The sequence below is a fragment of the Pseudomonas palleroniana genome, from assembly GCF_022836895.1.
Classification (GTDB): Bacteria; Pseudomonadota; Gammaproteobacteria; order Pseudomonadales; family Pseudomonadaceae; genus Aquipseudomonas; species Aquipseudomonas palleroniana.
On sequence record NZ_CP092411.1, the window covers coordinates 4,083,099 to 4,106,504 of the forward strand.

The following is a 23,406-nucleotide window of genomic DNA, read 5'->3' on the forward strand; positions in this document are numbered from 1 at the left end:
GACTGATGGGGCGCTGGATGGCGATGTTCAAACGCAGCACGACGACTGCGAAAGGCTTTGATTGGGCCGGCCTGGGCTGGCTGTTTCTGTTTTTCTGGTATTTCTCGGGTATTACCCAACTACTCATCCAACTGACCGGCACGTCCGGCTTCAGTGGGTTCCGGCAAGCCTTCTTCCTGAGCGCGCTGTGGCTGGCACCCATGTTGCTGTTCCCGCGCCGCACGCGCCTGCTCGCCGCCTTGATCGGTGTCGTGCTGTGGGCATGCTCCATGGCCAGCCTGGGTTATTTCTTCATCTACCAGCAGGAATTTTCCCAGAGCGTCATCTTCATCATGTTCGAATCGAACATCTCTGAAGCCGGCGAATATGCCACCCAATACTTTGCCTGGTGGATCATATTGGCGTTCATCGCCCATACCGCCATGGCGGTTTTCCTGTGGACGCGCCTGCGCCCGGTCTACCTGCCTCGTGGCCAGTCGATACTGGCCGCCGTCGCGATCGTCGTAGCCGTGGTCGGTTACCCACTGGTCAAGCAGTTCGCCACCAGCGACACCCGGGAACAAGCGATTGAGCGCTTCGAAAGCCGCATCGAGCCGGCGGTGCCGTGGCAGATGATCGTTGCCTATCGCCGCTACACCGAGCAACTGAACAACATGCAAGGCATGCTGACCAGTGCCAGCCAGATTCCCCCCTTGAAAAACCTCAAGGACACCATGGCCGGCCAACCGTCGACCCTGGTACTGGTCATCGGTGAGTCCACCAACCGCCAGCGCATGAGCCTCTACGGTTACCCGCGCAACACTACGCCGGAGCTGGACAAGCTGCGCGACCAACTGGCCGTGTTCGATAACGTCATCACCCCGCGCCCCTACACCATCGAAGCGCTGCAACAGGTGCTGACCTTCGCCGACGAAGAGAACCCGGATCTTTACCTCAAGACGCCGTCGATCGTCAGCGTGATGAAACAGGCCGGCTACAAGACCTTCTGGATCACCAACCAGCAGACCATGACCAAGCGCAACACCATGCTCACGACCTTCTCCGAGCAGGCCGACGAGCAGGTGTACCTGAACAACAACCGTAACCAGAATGCTCGCCAATACGACGGTGACGTGCTGGCACCCTTCTCCAAGGCCCTGGCCGATACCGCAGAGCGCAAGTTCATCGTGGTGCACCTGCTGGGCACGCACATGAGCTACCAGTACCGCTACCCGGAAACCTTCGAGAAATTCACCGATCGCCAGGGCGTGCCCGAGGGCATCAGCGATGAACAGTTGCCGATCTACAACAGCTACGACAACGCTGTGCTGTACAACGACTTCGTGGTCTCGAGCCTGATCAAGGACTACGCCAAGACCGATCCGAACGGTTTCCTGCTGTACCTGTCGGACCACGGCGAGGACGTCTACGACTCGGCCGGACACAGCACGCTGGGCCGTAACGAGGGCAAACCGACAGCGCCGATGTACACGATTCCATTCATGGCCTACGCCTCGCCCAAGTGGCGTGAAACCCACGACTGGAGCTTCGCCGCAGACTTGCAGCGCCCGTACAGCAGCGCACAGCTGATCCACACCTGGGCCGACTTGGCCGGGCTGAGTTTCGATGAGTGGGACCGCAGCAAGAGCCTGGTCAACGACAGCTTCAAGCCACGCCCCCGCTTGATTGGCGACCCCTATGCACGCCAGCAGAAGAGCTTGATTGATTTCAGCTTGCTCAAGCCAAAAGCCGCGGACGCTTCCGACGTCGTTCTCAAGTAATCATTGACTGATTATTCCGATATTCCCGAAGTTAACAAAAACGTTAACTTCGGGTCATCACCGCGTTAACCCCCAGTTAATAAGATAGGCCCATAGTCGCTCCATGAATCTAATCACGGAACGACTGGATACCTTTCACTCTTAACGGGAATACTGCCATGAAACTTTCGACTTTAATGCTTGCCAGCCTGATGACCCTGACTTCCGCCGCCGCCTTTGCCGAAGGCGGTTCAGAGCGTTCGAAAGAGTTCTACAACAACTTCAACCTCGTCCAGCAGCAAACCCACGGCACGAATGAACAGACTGCGTCCGCCGATGGCAAGTCGGTAAAAGCCTCCAGTGTTGAACAGAATAGTTCAGAGTCGCTTCCGAAAAGTTGATTTAACGCTGACTTAATCCGTATACCCCTGTGCCACTTCGCTCCTGTGGCAAAGGTTAACTTGGCGCCACTTGATGGCGCCTTTTTTATGCCTGTGTTTATTAAAGCGACTTCTTCCAGAACAACATGCGACCGTGGGCCGGATCAAAGACCGAGTCTTCAAAGCCAAACTTGCGATACGCCGATTGCGCCACCGCGTTACCCTCCAGCACTTCCAGAGTGATCTTGCAGCAACCGCGTTGACGCGCGATCTCTTCAACCTTCTGCAGCATTTTCTGGCTCAGCCCCAAGCCACGGAACGCCTGCATCACCACGACGTCGTGGACGTTGACCAACGGGCGACAGGCGAAGGTCGAGAAACCTTCAAAGCAATTGACCAACCCCGCCGGCTCGCCACCGACGAACGCCAGTACGCTGAATGCGTGGGGGCGCTTGGCCAATTCGGCAGGCAGTTGCTCCAACAGGTCGGCCGGCAAGGCATGGCCTCCGCCCATCGGGTCCTGCGCGTAGTGATTAAGCACTTGGCCAATGGCCTCGGCGTGCACAGGGTTTGTGTAGCTGGCTTGCAGCACCAGGATATCTGGGGTGTCCATTGCCTTCCTCGATCGCGACAACAAGGGAACCGGTTCCCTTTGAGAACGAGGATTGTAAGCGCGGAGCCGGACGCAGATGAAGGAGATTAACTACAAATGCCCGACAGAAAGCACGAAGGTTGTGCGTTTCCAAAACGCGCCAACTCGGTTTTACGTGGATTTTTCCCCGCCGCCGAAACGCTGCAACTGCATCTCTTGCAAGCGGCTCAAGGTGCGCCGGAACGCAAATTCCAGGTAGCCCTCGGTGTAGAGCTGCTGCAGCGGCACCTGCGCCTCGATAAACAGCGGGACCTTGCGGTCGTAGCACTCATCCACCAGCGCGATGAAACGCCGCACGCTGTCATCGTGCACCGACAGGGCCGGTAATTCTCGATCACCGGCCTCGACACGTTGCGCACCATCTTCGGTACCCCGGGCGATGCGGCCTGGCCGGGTCTGCGCACTCAGGCAGGGAACCTCACCGAGCAGGATGGCCTTGAATCGATCGCACAACAGCATGAAGTCCATTGCCGACAGCGGTTGCTCGCACAGATCGGCATAGCGGCACCACACTACGCTGTCGCTGAAGCGCACGGCCGCGAGGCTTCGGTGGCCCACGCTGAGCGGCCCGTCGGATACCGCCTGCCCTTCGCTCAATTGCTTGAACAGCGTGGCAAGCGCCTCCGGCTGATTAACCCAATAACGCTGCAGGCCGGCTCCCGGATGCAAACGATGGTCTTCAGCGCCGTCCACCGCCACCACCCGCATATGCCGCTTGATGGCCTCGATACCCGGCAGGAAGCGTTCGCGATTGAAACCATCGGCGTACAGTTGCTCCGGCGGCTGGTTGGACGTGCAGACCATCACTACCCCTTCCTCGAACATCACTTGGAACAGGCGACCGAGGATGATCGCGTCACCGATGTCATTGACGAACAGTTCATCAAAACACAGCACACGCACTTCGCGGCTCAACTCGCGAGCCAATGCCTGCAAGGGATCTTGAATGCCGGTGAGCTGGAACAGGCGTTGATGCACCCACCCCATGAAGTGATGAAAATGCTGGCGCCGGGCAGGCACTTTCAGGCTCTGGTAGAACTGGTCCATCAACCAGGTCTTGCCACGCCCCACCGGGCCCCACAGGTAAACCCCGGTGATGGGCGAATGGCCTTGGTGCAAGGCTGCGTGGCAAGCCTGCAAGGCGTCCACCGCCCGACGCTGAGCGTCGTCGGGCACGAAACCTTGCTGGTTGATGGCCTGTTGGTAAGCGGCGAGCGGCGAGTCGAATGTCATGGGCGCCAGTATGACTTACAGCGAGATATCCAACCGTGAAATCTTGCCCTGCTCGTTCAGGCGAAAGGTGTAGCGCAGCTCCAGCGGGCTACCTGGGAAATTGCCATGCACCACATTGCTGACCAGCACCTTGCCGGTGCGGTGTTGAACCTTGAGTACCTCGACCCGAGGCTGGTAGCGACGCCCAGTGTCCTCCATCCATCGTGCAATGGCGGCGGTGCCGACCTGATGCTCGCCTTCATCGAATACGTTGGCGTCGTCGGCAAAGCAGTGGGCAACCGCCGAAGTGTCATAGGTATTGGCCGCCTCGATATAGGCCGCGATGGCCGGGGCCAATTCAGGAAGGGACATGGCACAGCTCCTTTTTTGGTGATTTATGGCGCCATGCTAAGCCAGGTTTGTGTCAGCTTTTGTCAGGAGTAAAGGGCGCGGATGCCTGTTGTTCCATCAGCTTGCGCCAACCTCGCAGCAGGTCACTGCGTCGCCCTGGGTAGCGCTCGCCCTGGTTCGCCGCAGCAGCCACACGGTCGGTACGAAAGGTCCGATAGGCCCCGCGCAACTCGCACCACGCGACAATGACCCGCACCTCATTGAGAAAACCCAGCGCCAGCGGCCAGATCAGGCGCTGGCTCTGGGTCTGGCTGGCATCGGCGTAATCGATATGCAACTTGGCTTGATGATTGATAGCTTCGCGAAACACGTTGAGCGGCACGCGGTTTTCCGGGTAGCCGAAGCCCGGCGGTCCGGGCAAGAGCGTCGGGTTGCGCAACGCTTCCTGGGCAGCGGGGTCGAGCACATCCGCAATTTTCGCCAGGGCGTTGGCGGCAGCGCGACTCAGCACGTCATCGCCGCGCTGGTCTACATAACGCAGGCCCAGCACGATGGCTTCGGTTTCCTCGGCATTGAGCATCAAGGGCGGCAGAAACAGACCGGCGCGCAGTACATACCCTACCCCGGCCTCGCCAAAAATCGGCGCGCCCAACGCCGTCAATTCAGCGATATCGCGGTACAGCGTGCGCTCCGAAACCTCCAATTGCGCAGCCAGCACAGCAGCAGTCACCGGCCGTTTCTTGCCCCGCAGGGCTTGGAGCAACGTCAGTAGACGAGTGGTACGCGACATATCGACCCCGGCAAAGCGAAAAGTGCAGCAGCTTAGCAGAGGCCCCTGTCAGAAAATGGCAGCAGCCGATGGCTTACTTCATCCACCCCCACCCTGCCTGTAGTGAGCGGGCTTGTCCCGCGCTGGGCGGCGCAGCCGCCCTAAAACCAGACACCTCGGTTTTGCTGAAACACCGCGGCGTCCTTTTTGGGGCGGCTGCGCCGCCCAGCGCGGGTGTAGCCCGCTCACTACAAGGGTTAGCTGCGTTATGCGAGGCTCTTGCTGACCACCTCGAACACGTCACTCGACAACTCGCCGGACGCAAGAATGCGCTCCAGCTGCGCCTTCATCAGCGCCTGGCGGGTGTCGTCATATTTGCGCCAGCGTGTCAGCGGCGCCAGTTGGCGCGAAGCGATCTGCGGGTTGAGACTGTTCAGCTGGATCACCAGGTCCGCCAGGAAGCGATAACCCGAACCGTCGGCCGCATGGAAGTTGATCAGGTTCTGCCCGGCGAATGCACCAATCAGTGCCCGCACCTTGTTCGGGTTCTTGATGTTGAACGCCGGGTGCTCCATCAACGCCTTGACCCGATCCAGACCGCCCGGCAAGGTGCTGCCGGCCTGCACGCTGAACCATTGGTCCATGACCAGCGGGTTGTCCTTGAAGTTCTCCGCGAACACCGCCAGTGCCTGGGCCTTCTGCGCTTCGAACGGCGAATTGACCAGCACCGCCAACGCGGTCAGGCGTTCGGTCATGTTGTCGCAGGCGTCGAACTGTTCCAGGGTGGCCGCCAGCACTTCGGGCTTGCCGCTGAGCATCAGGTACGACAGCGCGATGTTCTGCAAGGCGCGCCGCGCAAAGTGCTCGGCGGCCGCCACATACGGGGTCTGTCGGGACAGCGCACGGTTGGCCTGATAGCGCAGCCAAAGCGCTTCGAACAGGTGCTCGGCGAGCTGCTGGCGGGCAAACTCACGCGCCGCGTGGATGGCATCGACATCCGCCACTTCGCTGATTTCCGTCAGGTAGGCTTCACTCGGCAACGACAGCATCTCGGCGACCATCGCCTGATCCAGGCGCTCATCGCTCAGCACGGTGCGCAAGGCCTCGATCAGGCGTTGATCCAGCTTCAGCGGCTGACCCGCCTGATGCTGGCTGATCAGTTCCTGCAACACCTGCACCGCCAGTTGCTGGCCGGCATCCCAACGGTTGAAGCCGTCGCTGTCGTGCTGCATCAGGAACATCAGCTGATCGCGGCTATAAGGGAAGCTCAGTTTCACCGGCGCCGAGAAACCGCGCAGCAGCGAAGGCAACGGCTGTTCGGCGATATCGACGAAGGTAAAGGTCTGCTCGGCTTCAGTTACCGAAATCACCCGCGAGGTGCCGGCAGCGCTCGACTCTCCGGCCAGGCGCAAGGCAATGCCGGCGCCCTTGCCGTCCAGCAGGCCCAACTCGACCGGGATCACGAACGGCAGTTTCTCCACCTTGTCCGGCGTCTGCGGGCAGCTTTGGCGGAACGTCAGGCTGTAGGTCTTGGCCGCGGCGTCATAGGACTCGCTGACCGCCAGGCGCGGCGTACCGGCCTGGCTGTACCAGCGCTTGAACTGGCTCAGGTCGGCGCCATTGGCATCTTCCATGGCCTTGACGAAGTCGTCGCACGTCACCGCCTGGCCGTCGTGGCGTTCGAAGTACAGGTCGCTGCCTTTGCGGAAGCCTTCGGCCCCCAGCAAGGTGTGGATCATGCCGACCACTTCCGAACCTTTTTCGTACACGGTCAGGGTGTAGAAGTTGGAGATTTCGATAAAGCTTTCCGGGCGCACGGCGTGAGCCATCGGGCCTGCGTCTTCGGCGAACTGGTGAGTGCGCAGGTACGCCACATCCTGAATGCGCTTGACCGTGGCCGAGTTCATGTCGGCGGAGAAGCCCGAATCACGGAATACGGTGAAGCCTTCCTTGAGCGACAGCTGGAACCAGTCGCGGCAGGTCACGCGGTTACCCGACCAGTTGTGGAAGTATTCGTGGGCGACAATCGCCTCCACCCGCTGGTGCGCGGCGTCGGTGGCGGTTTCGGCACGGGCCAGCACGGCGCTGGAGTTGAAGATGTTCAGGCCCTTGTTTTCCATGGCGCCCATGTTGAAGTCGTTCACGGCCACGATCATGAAAATATCCAGGTCGTACTCGCGGCCGTAGGTTTCTTCATCCCAGCGCATGGATTTTTTCAGGCTGGTCATGGCGTGCTGGCACTTGTCGATATTTTCCGGCTCGACGTAGATGCGCAGCGCCACTTCACGCTGGGTCATGGTGGTGAAGCTGTCTTCCACGCACCACAGATCACCCGCCACCAGGGCGAACAGGTAGGCCGGTTTCTTGAACGGGTCTTCCCAGGTTGCCCAATGACGGCCGTCTTCACCGGGGCCGCTGGCGATCGGGTTACCGTTGCTCAACAGCACGGGGTAGCGGTGTTGCTCGGCGATCACCGTGGTGGTGAAGGTGCTCATCACGTCCGGGCGGTCGAGGTAATAGGTGATCTTGCGAAAGCCCTCGGCCTCGCACTGGGTGCAGAACATGCCGCTGGATTTGTACAGGCCTTCCAGCGCGGTGTTGCTTTCCGGGTGGATCTTGACCGTGGTGTCCAGGGTAAAGGTGGCGCTCTTGGGGTGCACGGTCAGGTGGCTATCGGTCAACTGGTAATCGGCGTCGGTCAATTCCTGGTCGGCCAGGTTCACGCTCAGCAGCTCCAGTTGCTGGCCATCCAACACCAACGGTGGCAAGCCGGCGCCGCGCTCAGGGTTGCGGCGCATCACCAGTTGCGCGTGAACCAGGCTGTGGTCCTCGAACAACTCGAAGGTCAGGTGTGTTTCGTCGATCAGGTAATCCGGCGCCTGATAATCCTTCAGGTAAATCATCTTCGGTTGTTCGGTGCGCATGGGTGGCATCCTTCTACTGATGCACGGCGAGCTGGTAGGCCGTGTATTTGCGAATGTTGATAACGCCGGTATCGAAGATCAGGTATTGGCCCTTGATCCCCAGCAGCGTGCCTTCGGCAATCGGGTTCTTGTCCAGGTTGAAACTGACGATCTTGGCGGGATATTGCTCCACCGGGTAGCGGATTTCGATGGGCTCGATGTCGGTCACCGGTTGGATGGCCTGCAGACCGAAGCGTTCCTGCAAACCGAGCAAGCCGTCGGCGCAGGCGCTGAACAGTTCTTCGCGCACCTGCTTGAGGTCCACCGACTGGGCGTCGCCCTTGAGCAGCGCACGCCAGTTGGTCTTGTCGGCCACGTGCCCGCGAAACAGGTCCTCGACGAAACCCGATTGCTGGCGGGTGGCAACGCGCATGATCGGCAGCGCCTGGCTCGCGCCCTGGTCAAGCCAACGGGTTGGCAGTTGAGTGGCACGGGTGATGCCGACCTTGATCCCCGACGAATTGGCCAGGTAGACCACATGGTCGGTCATGCAGAATTTTTCGCCCCAGCCTGGATCTCGGCAGGTACCGGCGTCGTAATGGCAACGCTCGGGGCTCATGATGCACAGGTCGCACTGGGCCAGTTTGGTCATGCACGGGTAGCAGTAACCCTGGCTGAAACTGGTCTTGGTCTTGCGGCCGCAATGGCTGCAATGGATGGCGCCGAGGTATTCCAGGCGCACGTGAGTACCGATCAACGGGTTGACCGGCACCTCGGTATCACCCAGGCGAAACGCATACTGAACAGTCGGCTCACCGAGTTGCGCCGACATTTTGCTGACTGCACCGCGACCAATTTCAATCAATGGATCGCATCCGACTTGAACAGGATGTTCGGCACCGGCGCCGATTTGGACGCGCATTCCTGCGGGCCCATATAGCCGGTGCGCTGGTCTTCCGGCAGGTTCTGGATTTCCCAGGCGATCACCGCCTGCAGGGACAGTTCGCGCTGCTCGTCGGTGAGCTTGCGGCCATCGGACCATTTGCCGATTTCCACGGCGAGCTTGAGGCTCTCGTAGATATCCGGGGTGATGTTTTCGATCATTTCAGCAAAAGAGGACATAAGGCTCTTCCTTATCAAATAGACGCTTTGCGACGGCTGTACAGCCCGCCCAGCAAACCTGTCAGGCAACCGATGGCCAAGCCGCCCACGTGGGCCGCGTTGGCGATTTCGCCGAAGCCGATCATCGAGACCAGCCCCGACATGCAGAGCACCAGCCATATCAGCATCATTGCCAGCACCCCACGGGGCAGGCGATAGGCCGGGTTGGGCGACAATAACTGGAAGATCCAGCAGTGCCCGAGCAGGCCATACAACACACCGGACAGCCCGCCGAACAGGCCCGGGCCGCCATAGGCATATTGTGCGTAATTGGAGACCAGGCTGAACAACAGGGTCAGGCCCAGCAGGTTGATACTGCCCTGGCGCACCTCGATACGGCGCCCCAGCTCCCAATACCACATGCCATTCATGGCCAGGTGCAGGATGCCGAAGTGGATCAGCATCGGCGTGACCAGCCGCCACCACTGCCCTGCGGCCAGGCTGTCGGCCAGCGGTGTGAACTGGATGTATTCGCCCATGACCCGGAACGGCAGGAAGGTCAGCCAGGCCATGGCTTGCAGGTTTTCACCGAGCAGGGTCACCGCGCCCACGATCATGCTAGCCAACAGCACCAGCGCGGTCACCGGGCTCATGCGCAATTGCTGGACAAAGCCTGGGCGGGTGACGGGCGCCTGCTCGGGAATGTCCAGTTGCTGGTCCGGGTCACCGGCGGGAAAGCGCTGATATAACACGCGCACGTCGTCGCTGATGCTCTCGGGCACCCACAACACCTGCTCACCACCCTCCTCGCTGACGCGATGAGGCACCTGCATGCGTTGCAGCAGTTTGACGAAACCACCCAGGTCGGCGCTCAAGGGCAAGCGCAATACAGCAACGGTGCTCATGCAATAACCTCAGGCCGCTCAACGTCGACCCATACAAATTTACGGGGGTCCAGCCGGGTCTCCTGGTCCAGTCGATACGCCACCAGCTTGCCGTACAGCACCGCACTGTAGTCCAGGCAGGCCAGGTTGGGGCGGATCGGCGCCGGTTTGCCGCTGCGCCAGTAATGGCCGACGAACAACAACGGCTCGTCGACGCCATAGCGCAGCAGGGAGTTTTTTTCAGTGGACGACAACGGCGTGCGCGCCACCGGCTCCGGCAAGGCGTCGGGCTGGAACACAATGTCGCCGTAGGTCTTGGGGTCGTCCTCCCAGAACTTGGTGCGAAAGAACGAGCGCGTCAGGCCGTCGCCACCGGTCAGCGTCAGCCCATCGGGCAGGCGCATATCGGTGCCACGCAGCAGGCGGTCGAAGGCGTTGCAGGCAAAACTGCCGGGCACGGCGGCGGCCTGCAGGAAGTGCTGGTCGATGCAGCCGTCCGGGAAGGTCGCCCGCAGCGGTTGGATAAAACTGTCGTCCCAGCACGCATGCACCACGCGAAAACGCCCGGCATCGACAAACAGCGGCATGTCATAGAACCAGCCAAGGAAGTCATGCCAGTCGGCCGGGTGATGCTCGAACTGGGTCAGGGTCTCATGGATCAATCGCGCATGCCGTGGGTTGTGCTCACGCACGAACTGCTTGCCACTGCCTGGCGGTGCCGCGGTGGTCCAACCCAGTGCGTTGAACTCGTGATTGCCCATGACACACAACGCCTGGCCGGCCTCGGCCATGTCGTGGACGATATGCAACGCCTCGCGAATGCGGGGGCCGCGGTCGATGATATCGCCGAGGAACACCGCCATACGCGTGGGATGGCGCCAGGTGCCGCCCTGCTTGTGGTAACCCAGCCGGTCGAGCAAGTGCTCGAGGGTATGGGCGCAACCGTGCACGTCACCAATCAGGTCGTAGCTACGCGCGGGATCGAGCATCAGTCGCCTCCACCCCCCAAGCGGCTGCCCCAGCCCAACTTGGTGCGGCACACTTCGTAGTAGTTGTGATCCAGCGGGTGGATCAAGCGCAACTTCTGTGCCTTCTTGCTTACAGTGATGGTGTCACCGGGCGCGCAGGTAAAATGGTTCTGCCCGTCGCAGGAGACTTGCGGGTAGATCTGCATGTCTTTGGATACCACGATCTTCAGCTCACTGTTGCCATCGACCACAATCGGTCGGCTGGACAACATATGGGGGTACATCGGCACGATCACAATGGCATCGAGCTTGGGGTGCATGATCGGGCCACCGGCTGAAAGCGCATACGCCGTGGAGCCGGTGGGCGTGGCGACGATCAGGCCGTCGGCCTTCTGGCTGCACACGAACTGGCCGTCGATATACAACTCGAACTCGATCATGCGCGTGGACTTGCCCGGGTGCAGCACCACGTCGTTCAGGGCATCGCCCTGGCCGATGGCTTCGCCGTGGCGGCGCACTTCGGCTTGCAGCAGGAAGCGGTTTTCCACCAGGTAATGGCCGTCGAGCACCTTGGCCACTTCGACTTCCAGCTCATCCGGGCGGATATCGGTCAGGAAGCCCAGGCTACCCCGGTTGATCCCCAGCACCGGCACGTTATGCCGCGCCAGCGCCCGGGCCGCGCCGAGCAGGCTGCCGTCGCCGCCGACCACGATCACCATGTCGCACACTTCGCCGAGCATCTTGCGCGACGAGGTTTGCAGGCCATGGCCCGGCAGGATTTCAGCGATAGTGTCTTCGAGGATCACATGCAGGTGGCGTTCCAGCAGGAACTTTTTCAGCCGGCGGACGGTGTCCAGCACCTGGGTACTGCCCAGACGACCGATAATGCCGATATTGCGAAATTGCTCCATGGGGCTCCTGCGGGATGTAGGGTATGGCGAAAAACAACGATTATGGGCGAAAGGCCGCGCCAGGCAAAACCCTTTGTCGCTGCCCGACCATGATGACAACGGTTCTCAGCCACCTGCCCGGTGCGTAAAAGGCTATGCTCGGACCATGACGGTATTCCCTGACTTGCATCATTTACCCCGCCAACTGCGCCACCCCGAGGTGCGCGACCTGGCGTGGGTGATCCTGGCCCCGCCGATGCTTGCGCAAACGCCCTGGCCGCAGCGTCACCCATTGGCCGGCAGCGACTGGGTGCAGGCGCCCGATCGACTGGAACACTGGTTGCGCACTCTCGATCAAGACAGCAGCGCCTTGCAGCATTGGTTGAGCCTGTCACGCACCCGACGCCTGGGCCTCTACTACGAACGCCTGTGGCAATTCGCCGTACAACACGCGCCGGGCGTGGAGCTGTTGGCGGCCAACCTGCCGATCCGCCGCGCCGGGCACACCCTGGGCGAGCTGGATATGCTGCTGCGCGACCGCGATGGCGTACACCACCTGGAACTGGCGATCAAACTTTACCTCGGCCCCCAGCACGGCAACGGCCAGGACACCGCGCAATGGCTGGGCCCAGGGTGCCACGACCGGCTGGACCGCAAACTGGCGCACCTGGCTCAACATCAATTGCCGATATCGGCCAAAGCCGAGAGTCGCGAAGCCCTCGCTACGCTGGACATCCAATGCCTGGAGGCGCATCTGTGGCTGGGGGGTTACTTGCTGTACCCCTGGCCCGGCCAGGCCGCGTCGCCCCACGGCGCCCATCCGCAGCACCTGCGCGGGCGCTGGCTGCATCAGCGTGACTGGCGGGATTTTTCCAGCGCAAGCCCACCCGGCCGCTGGCAACCCCTGCCACGCCACGCATGGCTGGCGCCGGCACATTACCCCGCGAGTGAAGTGTGGAGCGTGGAACAGATGCACCACTGGCTGGCCGACCTGGACCCGATGGCGCCGGCACAGTTGTTGGTGCGGCTGGTGCAAACCGGCGAAGACTGGGAGGAAGCCGAGCGCCTGTTCCTGGTAGCGGATCTCTGGCCCAACGTGCCAGGGAGTCTGTAGTGAGCGGGCTTGCCCCGCGCTGGGCGGCAAAGCCGCCCCAATAAGGCCGCTGCGGTGTGTCAGGTAAAATGCGGTGGCAGGTCTTGGGGCGGCTACGCCACCCAGCGCGGGGCAAGCCCGCTCACTACACAATCACGTATCAGAGCCAGGCGGAACTCCACACAAATAATCCCGCAAACCCACCCACAATCCGTTACCCGAGCTGCGAATGTTTGTAGTGAGCGGGCTTGCCCGCGCTGGGCGGCGCAGCCGCCCCAATAAGGCCACTGCGGTGTGCCAGGTTAAACGCGGTGGCAGGTCTTGGGGCGGCTTTGCCGCCCAGCGCGGGCAAGCCCGCTCACTACAAGTGATCGATGTGGCGATACTCCAACTGCAAGCCCATCGCCAGCTCCTGGGCCCGACCCAACCTGATCGGCCCACGCTCGATATCCACCAGCCAGCCCGGACACTCCAGCGAAGGCAAACCGGCAACCTTCTTGAGTCGCCCATCGGTAATCACCAACAAGCGCTGCTGCTCGGCAGGATAGCGCTTGCGCCGCTGCGCCAACCAATTCCCGGCCTCGATCAGTGCCGCCAGCAACGGCGTACCACCACCGGCGCCCAGCTGCTCCAGCCAACCTGCGAGGCTCTTGGCCGCTTTCAGCCCCTGCACCTGCCACTTCGGCGACTGCCCGCTGGCCGTCAGCAACGCCATGCGCGCGCGCTGTCGGTAGGCGTCTTCGAACAGTTGGGCCAGCAAGCCCTTGGCGTCGCTTAATGCGCGATGACGCCGCGTGGACGCCGAGGCATCGACAATCACCAACCACAACTCATGCGCCGACCGGCTACGCAGATGAAACAGCAAGTCCTCGCGCGCTTGCGGGCGACCACCGAGCAAGGTGCCCGGCCAATTGACCGCCCCCTGCTGAGCGCTGCGCGCCCTGCCCTGCGCGCCTTTATCCACTCGCCCCGCTTTGGGCCGGGCATCCGCCCCCGCGTCCAGTCGAGGGCGAATGCCTAGGGCTTTTTTGGCCAGGCCGCCACATCACGGCGCGCACCCGTGGGCAGTGCCGGTGCAGGCATATCGCCCCACTGGCCTTGGCCAGGAGAAGGATCGGACTGCTTGGGCGACTGGCCCTGATGGGGAGGACCGGCAGGCGGTGATTGCTCCTGACGGCGATGGCGCAAGGCAAATTCGGCCACGGCGTCGATATCTTCGTCGGCGATGGCATCAGCCCCTCGCCAAGCGGCATGCGCCCTGGCGCCGCGCAGCCAGACAAGGTCGGCACGCAAGCCATCGACACCCGCCGCAAAACAGCGCTCGGTAATCTTTGCCAGGGCCTGGTCATCCAGCGCGATACCGTCTAGCCGCGCCCGGGCCTGGGTGCAGCGTTCACGCAACTCGGCCTGTTGCCCGGCCCATTGCGCACAGAAGGCGTGAGGATCGCGGTCAAAGTCCAGCCGACGCCGAATGATCTGCCCGCGTTCGGCGGGCAAGGTTTGGCCGCTCAACGCCACATTGAAGCCGAATCGATCGAGCAACTGCGGGCGCAGCTCACCTTCCTCCGGGTTCATCGTGCCGATCAGCACAAAGCGCGCCGAATGCCGATGGGAGATGCCGTCCCGCTCGATCAGGTTAGTGCCGCTGGCAGCCACATCCAGCAACACGTCCACCAGATGATCCGGCAACAAGTTGACTTCATCGACGTACAACACGCCGCCATCGGCCTTGGCCAACACGCCGGGGGAAAACTGCGCACGACCTTCGCCCAGCGCGGCGTCCAGGTCCAGGGTGCCGACCAGCCGCTCTTCAGTAGCGCCCAACGGCAAGGTGACGAACTGACCGCTGGCCAGCAAATCCGCCAGGCCACGGGCCAAGGTGGACTTGGCCATGCCGCGCGGGCCTTCGATCAGCACGCCGCCGATCTTCGGGTCGATGGCCGCCAGGCACAGCGCCAGTTTCAATGCATCGGCGCCGACCACGGCGGCCAGTGGGAAATGTGGCGTATCAGTCATCAGCTGTCTTCTTCTATATCCAGCAACAGGTTTTCCAACGCCTCGCGATACGCACCCGGCTCCTGCCACAGGCCGCGCTGCTGGGCTTCAAGCATGCGTTCGGTCATGTCGCGCAGCGCGGCCGGGTTGTGCTGTTGCACAAAGGCCCGGGTGTCGGGGTCGAGCAGGTAGGCGTCGGCGAGCAAGGCGTATTGATGATCATCGATCAGCGCCGTCGTCGCGTCGAAGGCGAACAGATTGTCCACCGTCGCCGCCATTTCGAAGGCACCTTTATAACCGTGGCGTTTGACCCCGTCGATCCACTTCGGGTTGGCGGCACGGGAACGGATCACCCGGTTCAACTCTTCCTTCAAGGTACGGATCTTCGGCAAGTCCGGCTGGCTGTGGTCGCCATGGTAACTCGCGGCTTTGGCGCCACTGAGGGTTTCCACGGCGGCGAGCATGCCGCCCTGGAACTGGTAGTAATCGTTGGAGTCGAGCAGGTCATGCTCGCGGTTGTCCTGGTTCTGCAACACCGCCTGCACCTGGCTCAAGCGCCGAGCGAACTGTTCGCGGGCGGCGCTGCCTTCATCCGAGCCACCATAGGCGTACGCCCCCCAATTGAGGTAAACCTCGGCCAAGTCCTCGCGGCTTTGCCAGAGGCGACCGTCAATGGCGCCCTGCACGCCCGCGCCATAAGCACCGGGCTTGGCGCCGAAGATCCGCCAGCCGGCCTGCCTGGCTGCGGCCTCTGCGTCCAGGCCCGAGCTGAGCAGCGCCTCGCGCTCGCTGCGCACCTTGGCCGCCAGCGGGTTCATATCGTCCGGTTCATCCAGGGCGGCCACCGCCTGCACCGCCGCGTCGAACAGGCGGATCAGGTTGGCGAAGGCATCACGGAAGAACCCGGACACCCGCAACGTCACGTCGACCCGTGGGCGATCCAACAAGCTGATCGGCAGGATTTCAAAGTCATCCACCCGTTGGCTACCGGTGGCCCACACCGGGCGCACACCCATCAGCGCCATGGCCTGGGCGATATCGTCGCCGCCGGTGCGCATGGTCGCCGTGCCCCATACCGACAGGCCGAGCTGACGCAGATGGTCGCCGTGATCTTGCAGGTGTCGCTCCAGAATCAGGTTGGCCGACTGAAAGCCAATGCGCCAGGCCGTGGTGGTCGGCAAGTTGCGCACATCCACCGCGAAGAAATTGCGCCCAGTGGGCAGCACATCCAGGCGCCCGCGACTCGGCGCACCGCTGGGGCCGGCCGGTACGAAGCGACCGCCCAGGGCATCGAGCAAGCCGAGCATCTCGGCCGTGCCGCAGCTATCCAAGCGCGGCGCCACCACCCAGCGCAGGCTCTCGATAACCGCCTTCACGTCCTCCCAGCCCGGTTCTTCCAACTGTTCCAGCGGACCTTCCAGCGCCTGCTCGATCAACCGCGCCGCATACAATTCCAGGCGTTCACGCGTATCGCCGGCGGTGCGCCACAACTGCGCGTCGAGCGCCTGCAAGACCTCGGGCCGACGCCCGGTCCAGGGCTCGGCCAAGGCACAGTCGAGGGGGTCAAAGCCCAATTCGAAAGCCTTGGCCAATACGCGCAACAGGCTCGATTGCGGACCACGGCCGTCGCCACGCGGGATGCGCAACAACGCCAGCAAGGTGTCGATACGCAGGCGGCCTGCAGGAGATTCGCCGAAGACATGCAGGCCGTCACGGATCTGCGACTCCTTCAAGTCGCACAGATAGGTGTCCAGGCGCGGCAGCCAGACGGCCGCGTCCACGTCGCTGCCCAACTCCAGTTCCTGGTCGATACGGGTTTCGCGCACCAACTTGAGGATGTCTTTCTGCAGTTCCAGTGCGCGGCGCGGGTCAAGCAACTGCGCCTCATAATACTCATCCGCCAACAACTCAAGGTCACGCAACGGACCATAGGTTTCGGCGCGGGTCAGCGGCGGCATCAAGTGATCGATGATCACCGCCTGGGTGCGCCGCTTGGCTTGGGCGCCCTCGCCCGGGTCATTGACGATAAACGGATAGATATTCGGCAGCGGCCCCAGCAATGCATCAGGCCAGCAGGTTTGCGACAGGCCCACGCCCTTGCCCGGCAGCCATTCGAGGTTGCCGTGCTTGCCCACATGGATCACGCCGTGGGCGCCATAGGTATGGCGCAGCCAGAAATAGAACGCGAGATAGCCGTGGGGCGGCACCAGGTCAGGGTCGTGGTACACCGCGCTGGGGTCTACCTGATAGCCCCGCGCAGGCTGGATCCCGACAAAGGTCAGGCCCAGGCGCAGGCCGGCGATCATCAGGCGGCCATCGCGACACATCGGGTCGTTATGAGGTGGCCCCCAACGTTCCAGCACGGCCTGACGGTTGGCTTCGGGCAAGCGGTCGAACATCGCCTGGTAATCGTCCAGGCCCAGGCTCTGGTGGCAAGGGCGCAGGTCGAGGCTGTCCAGATCGTTGGTGACGCCGCCCAGCAATTGGTGGATCAGCGCGGTGCCGCTGTCCGGCAACGCGTGCGGCAGCGGGTAGCCTTGCGCTTGCAGCGCACGCAGGATATTCAGCGCCGCCGCCGGGGTGTCCAGGCCCACACCGTTGCCAATGCGCCCGTCACGGGTCGGGTAGTTGGCGAGCACCAGCGCAATACGTTTCTGTGCATTCGGCAGCCGCGCCAGCTCAACCCAATGGCGTGCCAGTTCGGCGACAAAGTCCATGCGCTCGGGGGCTGCGCGGTAGCACACCACGTCCGACTGGCTGCGCTCACTGCGCCACGCCAGGTCCTTGAAACTGATCGGCCGGCTGATGATGCGCCCGTCCAGTTCCGGCAAGGCAATGTGCATCGCCAGGTCGCGTGGGCCGAGCCCCTGTTCGCTGGCCTCCCAGCCGGGCTGGTTGTCCTGCGCGCAGATCGCCTGGATCACCGGGATATTGCGGCGAAACGGGTACAAATGCGGGGCTTCGGGGCTGGACTGGGCAAAGCCGGTGGTGTTCAGGATCACCGCTGCGCTGACCTCGTCCAGCCAGTCTTCGACCGCCGCCAGGCAGCCGGGCTCTTTCAGGCTGGCCACCGCCATCGGCAACGGATTAAGCCCCGCCGCCTGCAGGCGCTGGCAGAACACGTCGATAAAACCGGTATTGGCCGCCTGCAAATGGGAGCGGTAAAACAGCACCGCCGCCACCGGCAACTCAGGGTTCCACTGCCGCTGCCAGTCATTGAGGCGGGCGTTGCCGTGCTGAGGATGATAAATCGCCGTGCGCGGCAACAGCTGCGGCTCGGCCCAGGCGTAATCGCGGCCCAGATAGGCGCTGGCCAGGCAGTGATAGAAATCCAGGGCATTGCCCAAGCCGCCCTGGCGCAGGAAGTGCCAGAGGCGGTCGCGTTCTTCCACGCCGACGGTGCTCAAACCACTGAGTTCCGGGTCCGGGCGATCATCGCCGGGTACCAGGATCAGCTGCACACCACGCTCGGCCAACTCCACTAACCGCTCAATGCCGTAGCGCCAATAACCAATGCCGCCGTGCAACGAAATCAGGATGACCTTGGCGTGGCGCAGCACCTCATCGACATACAGGTCGACCGAGGCGTGATTCTGCACCTGCATCGGGTTGGCCAGGCGCAAGCTGGGATAATCGTCGGGTAACTGCTGCGCCGCTTCGGCCAACAGCGCCAGGCTGGAATCGCCGCTGCACAGGATCACCAGTTCGGCGGGGGTTTGTCCAAGGTCGGCGATATTGTCGTCCGAGACGAAACCACCGGGCTGGGTCCTGAGCAGGTGCATGGGTCAGACGCTGAGGGCGGCGCGCAGTTGCGCTTCGAGGCCCGCCGCATCCAGCTCCTGGCCGATCAGTACCAAGCGCGTGGTCCGCGCTTCATCGGCGCCCCAGGCACGGTCGAAGTGTTTGTCAAAGCGTGTGCCTACGCCCTGGATCAGCAGGCGCATCGGTTTGTTCGCAATCGCGGCGAAGCCTTTGACGCGCAGGATGCCGTGTTGCACCACCAACTGAGTCAGGGCGTCGAGCAGCAGCGCTTCGTCGGTTTGCGGCAGGTCGATGGAGATGGAGTCGAAGGCGTCGTGATCGTGGTCGTGTTCCTCTTCGCCGTCGTGGTGGTGATCGTGATGGCTATGCCGACCGTCAATATGTTCTTCGGAGCCGGCACCCAGGCCGATCAGCACGTCGAGCGGCAAGCGGCCGCTGCTGGCTTCGATGATCTTCACCGCCGGCGGCAACTCCTCGGCCACTTCCAGGCGCACGCGGGCCAGGTCTTCGGGGTTGATCAGGTCGGTCTTGTTGAGGATCACCAGGTCGGCGCTGGCCAGTTGATCGGCGAACAGCTCGTGCAGCGGCGATTCGTGATCCAGGTTCGGGTCCAGTTTGCGCTGGGCGTCCACTTGGTCCGGGAAGGCGGCGAAGGTACCGGCGGCCACGGCGGGGCTGTCGACCACGGTGATCACCGCGTCAACCGTGCAGGCGTTGCGGATTTCCGGCCACTGGAAGGCTTGCACCAACGGCTTGGGCAGGGCCAGGCCGGAGGTTTCGATCAGGATATGGTCGAGGTCGCCGCGCCGCGCCACCAATTCGCGCATCACCGGGAAGAACTCCTCTTGCACGGTGCAGCACAGGCAGCCGTTGGCCAGTTCGTAGACGCGGCCATTGGCTTCTTCCTCGGTGCAACCGATGGAGCACTGCTTGAGGATTTCACCGTCGATCCCCAGTTCACCGAACTCGTTGACGATCACCGCGATACGACGGCCCTGGGCGTTGTCGAGCATATGCCGCAGCAAGGTGGTTTTGCCCGAGCCGAGAAAGCCGGTAACGATGGTGACGGGGAGTTTGGCCAGTGTTTTCATCGGATGCCCTTTTGGGGCGGGCAGACGGGACGACAGGCCCTGCGGCGGCGCGCAGCAGCGGATTTCGTCACCGGATCACCCCGCCCGGTTGAATTGGAAAATCGGTTGCGAGGCAGGTCTCCTGGCTTGGGGCTTGCGGGTCTTGCGACCGGCGCTGGCTGCGCCTTCCCGCGTTATCGGCAGTGGCGTGGCAGTCAGTTGAACCCTTCACAGTTGCGGGGGCAGCCGCGGCTTGACCGCGTTCCCTTCTTAGCTTCGACCTGGGCCGAAGAACCTCGAAGGTGCAAGGCTACAGGGGCACGACCAATTTGACTACCGTCGCCCTGCATGCTTTCCTACGTGTCTTGTTTCGGGTGCCCTGCAAAGGGTGAAACGGGAAACCGGTGAGCCATCTATGGCAAGTCCGGTGCTGCCCCCGCAACGGTAAGCGAGCGAAGTGTCACAGCCACTGTGCGAATGCATGGGAAGGCGATGCTTTCAGGCCTCTGTGCAGAGTGCCCCTCGCGAGCCCGGAGACCGGCCCGAAAAATCAGATAACAAACCCGCGGTGGGCGGGCGCTGTTCAGAACGCTGCGGGCCTGGCTCGCGGGGTTTGCATGCGCTCGTGTCACCCTGAAACCGAAGAAAAGGGACGCGCCATGTCGATCATCAGCAGCACTTCGCCCGCCACCAGTGGCACTTCTACCTTGAGCCAACGCCTGACGGCCGCCATCGGTGCGTCGATCCTGGGCGCGTGCCTGGTTTACTTCGCCGGTTTCTCGCATATCGAGGCGGTGCATAACGCCGCGCATGATACCCGCCACAGCGCCGCGTTCCCGTGCCACTGAGACCTGTCGACATGATCAAGCGTATTGCGCAAACCGCAGGTTTCACCGGCTTGCTGGCCGCCTTGCTGCTGACCTTGCTGCAAAGTTTCTGGGTCGCCCCGCTGATTCTGCAGGCGGAGACCTTTGAAAAGGCCCCGGCGACGGCCGAAGTCGCCCATGAACATGCCGCAGGCGCCGCCGCCCACACCCACGATGCCGAGGCCTGGGAGCCTGAAGACGGTTGGCAGCGTGTGCTGTCTACCACCGGGGGCAACCTGGTGGTCTCCGTCGGTTTCGCGCTGATGCTGGCCGGTCTCTACACCTTGCGCGCGCCCACCCGTACCGCGCAGGGCCTGCTGTGGGGCCTGGCCGGTTACGCGACGTTCGTACTGGCCCCGACCCTGGGCTTGCCACCCGAGTTGCCGGGCACCGCCGCGGCGGACCTGGCCCAGCGCCAGATCTGGTGGATCGGCACGGCCGCCTCCACCGCCGCCGGTATCGCGCTGCTGGTATTTGGCCGCAGTTGGCTGCTTAAAGTGTTGGGCGTGGCGATCCTCGCCGTGCCCCATATCATCGGTGCGCCGCAACCGGCAGTGCATTCGATGCTGGCCCCGGAGGCCCTGGAAGCGCAGTTCAAGATTGCCTCGCAATTGACTAACGTGCTGTTCTGGCTGGCCCTGGGCTTGATCAGCGCCTGGTTGTTCCGGCGCAATCGCGACGGCCACTACTCGGCATGACCTTGGTGGTCGGCCTGGGTTGCCAGCGGGGCTGTGAGGTTCACGCCCTGCTGGCGCTGTTTGACGCCGCCCTGGCCGAGGGCGGTATCGAGCGCCAGCAGGTCACGGCACTGGCGAGTATCGATCACAAACAGCATGAACCGGGATTGCTCGCACTGGCCGAACAGTTGGGGTTGCCCTTACGCTGTTTCAGTGCGCAACACCTGGCGACGTTTGAACACCGTCTGAGCCATAAATCCGCGATTGCCTTTGCCCATACCGGCTGTTACGGCGTTGCCGAAAGCGCCGCCCTGGCCTTGGCCGAGCAGCTCGCCAACGCCCCTGCCCGCTTGTTGATCAGCCGCCGAAAATCCCCCCAGGCCACCTTTGCATTGGCGTGCGCCGGCTGAAATCCCGATAATTGCCCTCCTCGATCATGAACAATCTTCATGCTCGCCCGTTTTTCAACAGGAACTCCCCATGACCGTCTACTTCATCGGCGCAGGCCCCGGCGACCCGGAACTGATCACCGTCAAAGGCCAGCGGCTGATCCGCAGCTGCCCGGTGATTATCTATGCGGGCTCGCTGGTGCCGGCGGCGGTATTGGAAGGTCATCAGGCGCAAACGCTGGTCAACAGCGCCGAATTGCACCTGGAGCAGATCATCGAGCTGATCAAGACCGCCCACGCCAACGGCCAGGATGTGGCGCGGGTCCACTCGGGCGACCCCAGCCTGTATGGGGCGATTGGCGAGCAGATCCGGCACTTGCGCGAGCTGGGCATTCCCTTCCAGATCATTCCCGGGGTGACCGCCGTGGCGGCGTGTGCGGCACTGCTGGAAACCGAGCTGACCCTGCCGGATATCGCCCAAAGCGTGATCCTGACCCGCTACGCAGATAAAACCAGCATGCCGGCCGGGGAAGACTTCGACAGCCTGGCCCGCCATGGCACCACCCTGGCGATTCACCTGGGGGTCAATCATCTAGAGAAGATTGTCGCCCAATTGCTGCCGCACTATGGCGCGGATTGCCCGATTGCCGTGGTGCACCGGGCCACCTGGCCGGATCAGGATTGGGTGGTGGGTACGTTAGCGGACATCGCCGAGCAGGTTGCGCTCAAGGGCTTCCGGCGTACGGCGCTGATTGTGGTGGGCCGGGTGTTGGCCAATGACGGTTTCAGCGAGTCTTCGCTGTATCGTGCAGGTCACGCCCACCTTTATCGCCCCTGAATGCACGGCGGACCAAAATGTGGGAGCGGGCTTGCTCGCGAATGCGCAATGTCAGTCAGCGCTTTGGTGACTGATACACCGCAATCGCGAGCAAGCCCGCTCCCACAGTTGATCTGATTTGTTAGATAGTTCTCGTAATCATCTGAATTTCAAGCATAAAAAACGGCGCTCACGGGGCGCCGTTTTTTTGTTCGCAGTGAACACCTTACTCAGTAGTAGGCGTTTTCTTTCTGCGTGTGGTCGGTCACATCGCGTACACCTTTAAGCTCCGGGATACGTTCGAGCAGCGTGCGCTCGATCCCTTCACGCAAGGTCACGTCCGCCTGGCCGCAGCCCTGGCAGCCGCCGCCGAACTTGAGCACAGCGATACCATCATCCACCACGTCGATCAGGCTCACCTGGCCGCCGTGGCTGGCCAGCCCCGGGTTGATCTCGGTTTGCAGGTAGTAGTTGATACGCTCGTTGACCGGGCTGTCGGCGTTGATGTTCGGCACCTTGGCGTTGGGTGCCTTGATGGTCAACTGGCCACCCATGCGGTCGGTGGCGTAGTCGACCACGGCGTCGTCCAGGAAGGCTTCGCTGAAGGCATCGATGTACGCGGTGAAGCTTTTCAGCCCCAGGGCGGTGTCTTCCGGCTTCTCTTCGCCAGGCTTGCAGTAGGCGATGCAAGTTTCGGCGTACTGGGTGCCGGGCTGGGTGATAAAGACGCGGATGCCGATACCCGGGGTGTTCTGCTTGGACAGCAGGTCAGCCAGGTAATCGTGGGCGGCGTCGGTAATGGTTATGGCAGTCATGGAAACTCCTCACAGGCTTGCCGCCAGTTTACGCCAATCATCGAGGCGGTACAAAGTCCTAGTATTTTTGTCG

The 23,406-nt window shown here is 62.4% G+C and carries 22 protein-coding genes and 2 riboswitches; of the genes, 7 read left to right on the forward strand and 15 right to left on the reverse strand.

Features of this window, described 5'->3' with window-relative positions:
• Positions 1-17 precede the first annotated feature (17 nt).
• Together MJP36_RS18495 and MJP36_RS18500 are read left to right on the forward strand one after the other, a co-directional pair.
• Complete coding sequence (locus MJP36_RS18495; protein WP_090371463.1) at positions 18-1,760, forward strand: phosphoethanolamine transferase CptA; 1,743 nt, start codon at positions 18-20, stop codon at positions 1,758-1,760.
• A 158-nt stretch (positions 1,761-1,918) separates the two neighbouring features.
• Positions 1,919-2,140 carry a hypothetical protein gene (locus MJP36_RS18500; RefSeq protein WP_205343669.1) on the forward strand — a complete coding sequence of 74 codons (222 nt, stop codon included), beginning with the start codon at positions 1,919-1,921 and terminating at the stop codon, positions 2,138-2,140.
• A gap of 100 nt (positions 2,141-2,240) precedes the next feature.
• On the opposite strand, the gene MJP36_RS18505 is transcribed toward MJP36_RS18500, so the two are convergent.
• From MJP36_RS18505 to MJP36_RS18550, 10 genes are all read right to left on the reverse strand, one after another.
• Positions 2,241-2,732 carry a GNAT family N-acetyltransferase gene (locus MJP36_RS18505; protein WP_090371465.1) on the reverse strand — a complete coding sequence of 164 codons (492 nt, stop codon included), beginning with the start codon at positions 2,730-2,732 and terminating at the stop codon, positions 2,241-2,243.
• Between the two features lie 150 nt (positions 2,733-2,882).
• Complete coding sequence (gene zapE, locus MJP36_RS18510; RefSeq protein ID WP_244383708.1) at positions 2,883-4,004, reverse strand: cell division protein ZapE; 1,122 nt, start codon at positions 4,002-4,004, stop codon at positions 2,883-2,885.
• Between the two features lie 15 nt (positions 4,005-4,019).
• The gene (locus MJP36_RS18515) at positions 4,020-4,355 is read right to left on the reverse strand and encodes a nuclear transport factor 2 family protein (RefSeq protein ID WP_090371469.1); all 336 of its coding nucleotides are present in this window, start codon (positions 4,353-4,355) and stop codon (positions 4,020-4,022) included.
• A 52-nt stretch (positions 4,356-4,407) separates the two neighbouring features.
• Positions 4,408-5,124, reverse strand: coding sequence for a helix-turn-helix transcriptional regulator (locus MJP36_RS18520; RefSeq protein WP_060757106.1), 717 nt, complete (start codon positions 5,122-5,124; stop codon positions 4,408-4,410).
• A gap of 245 nt (positions 5,125-5,369) precedes the next feature.
• Positions 5,370-8,027 carry an aminopeptidase N gene (pepN, locus tag MJP36_RS18525; RefSeq protein WP_205343667.1) on the reverse strand — a complete coding sequence of 886 codons (2,658 nt, stop codon included), beginning with the start codon at positions 8,025-8,027 and terminating at the stop codon, positions 5,370-5,372.
• 13 nt (positions 8,028-8,040) lie between these two features.
• Positions 8,041-8,871, reverse strand: coding sequence for a DUF2797 domain-containing protein (locus tag MJP36_RS18530; RefSeq protein ID WP_244385646.1), 831 nt, complete (start codon positions 8,869-8,871; stop codon positions 8,041-8,043).
• Positions 8,868-9,128, reverse strand: a complete 261-nt coding sequence (locus tag MJP36_RS18535) for a YeaC family protein (RefSeq protein ID WP_060757109.1) — start codon at positions 9,126-9,128, stop codon at positions 8,868-8,870. The genes MJP36_RS18530 and MJP36_RS18535 overlap by 4 nt, the downstream gene beginning before the upstream one ends.
• 14 nt (positions 9,129-9,142) lie before the next feature.
• Positions 9,143-10,012, reverse strand: a complete 870-nt coding sequence (locus MJP36_RS18540; RefSeq protein ID WP_205343666.1) for a rhomboid family intramembrane serine protease — start codon at positions 10,010-10,012, stop codon at positions 9,143-9,145.
• Positions 10,009-10,983, reverse strand: a complete 975-nt coding sequence (locus tag MJP36_RS18545; RefSeq protein ID WP_372241686.1) for a metallophosphoesterase — start codon at positions 10,981-10,983, stop codon at positions 10,009-10,011. The genes MJP36_RS18540 and MJP36_RS18545 overlap by 4 nt, the downstream gene beginning before the upstream one ends.
• A complete protein-coding gene (locus MJP36_RS18550) occupies positions 10,980-11,870 on the reverse strand; it encodes an NAD(+) kinase (RefSeq protein WP_003217892.1) in 891 nt (296 codons plus the stop codon). The genes MJP36_RS18545 and MJP36_RS18550 overlap by 4 nt, the downstream gene beginning before the upstream one ends.
• A gap of 145 nt (positions 11,871-12,015) precedes the next feature.
• Between MJP36_RS18550 and MJP36_RS18555 the strand changes: the two genes are divergently transcribed.
• Entirely contained in the window at positions 12,016-12,963 is a 948-nt protein-coding gene (locus tag MJP36_RS18555) for a DUF1853 family protein (protein WP_244383709.1), read from the forward strand.
• A 340-nt stretch (positions 12,964-13,303) separates the two neighbouring features.
• On the opposite strand, the gene MJP36_RS18560 is transcribed toward MJP36_RS18555, so the two are convergent.
• The 4 genes from MJP36_RS18560 to cobW are packed head-to-tail and all read right to left on the reverse strand — an operon-like array spanning position 13,304 to position 19,790.
• Positions 13,304-13,906, reverse strand: coding sequence for a vWA domain-containing protein (locus tag MJP36_RS18560; RefSeq protein WP_244383710.1), 603 nt, complete (start codon positions 13,904-13,906; stop codon positions 13,304-13,306).
• Between the two features lie 53 nt (positions 13,907-13,959).
• A complete protein-coding gene (locus MJP36_RS18565) occupies positions 13,960-14,958 on the reverse strand; it encodes a magnesium chelatase ATPase subunit I (RefSeq protein ID WP_244383711.1) in 999 nt (332 codons plus the stop codon).
• Positions 14,958-18,719, reverse strand: a complete 3,762-nt coding sequence (cobN, locus tag MJP36_RS18570; RefSeq protein WP_244383712.1) for a cobaltochelatase subunit CobN — start codon at positions 18,717-18,719, stop codon at positions 14,958-14,960. Before cobN ends, MJP36_RS18565 begins: the two co-directional genes overlap by 1 nt.
• A gap of 3 nt (positions 18,720-18,722) precedes the next feature.
• On the reverse strand, positions 18,723-19,790 hold the full coding sequence (gene cobW / locus MJP36_RS18575; protein ID WP_279613727.1) for a cobalamin biosynthesis protein CobW: 1,068 nt from the start codon (positions 19,788-19,790) through the stop codon (positions 18,723-18,725).
• Positions 19,791-19,884: 94 nt separating this feature from the next.
• Positions 19,885-20,083, reverse strand: a riboswitch (cobalamin riboswitch).
• A 41-nt stretch (positions 20,084-20,124) separates the two neighbouring features.
• Positions 20,125-20,329: riboswitch (cobalamin riboswitch) on the forward strand.
• 99 nt (positions 20,330-20,428) lie between these two features.
• Here cobW and MJP36_RS18580 point away from each other — a divergent pair.
• The 4 genes from MJP36_RS18580 (at position 20,429) to cobM (ending at position 22,539) form a co-directional block, all read left to right on the forward strand.
• Entirely contained in the window at positions 20,429-20,617 is a 189-nt protein-coding gene (locus MJP36_RS18580) for a CbtB domain-containing protein (protein ID WP_060757117.1), read from the forward strand.
• An 11-nt stretch (positions 20,618-20,628) separates the two neighbouring features.
• Positions 20,629-21,333: a CbtA family protein gene (locus MJP36_RS18585; RefSeq protein ID WP_244383713.1), complete on the forward strand. Its 705-nt coding sequence runs from the start codon at positions 20,629-20,631 to the stop codon at positions 21,331-21,333.
• On the forward strand, positions 21,330-21,722 hold the full coding sequence (locus MJP36_RS18590) for a cobalamin biosynthesis protein (RefSeq protein WP_198761889.1): 393 nt from the start codon (positions 21,330-21,332) through the stop codon (positions 21,720-21,722). Before MJP36_RS18585 ends, MJP36_RS18590 begins: the two co-directional genes overlap by 4 nt.
• 70 nt (positions 21,723-21,792) lie before the next feature.
• Positions 21,793-22,539 carry a precorrin-4 C(11)-methyltransferase gene (cobM, locus tag MJP36_RS18595; protein WP_244383714.1) on the forward strand — a complete coding sequence of 249 codons (747 nt, stop codon included), beginning with the start codon at positions 21,793-21,795 and terminating at the stop codon, positions 22,537-22,539.
• A 209-nt stretch (positions 22,540-22,748) separates the two neighbouring features.
• On the opposite strand, the gene nfuA is transcribed toward cobM, so the two are convergent.
• The gene (gene nfuA, locus MJP36_RS18600; protein ID WP_060757121.1) at positions 22,749-23,333 is read right to left on the reverse strand and encodes a Fe-S biogenesis protein NfuA; all 585 of its coding nucleotides are present in this window, start codon (positions 23,331-23,333) and stop codon (positions 22,749-22,751) included.
• Positions 23,334-23,406 lie beyond the last annotated feature (73 nt).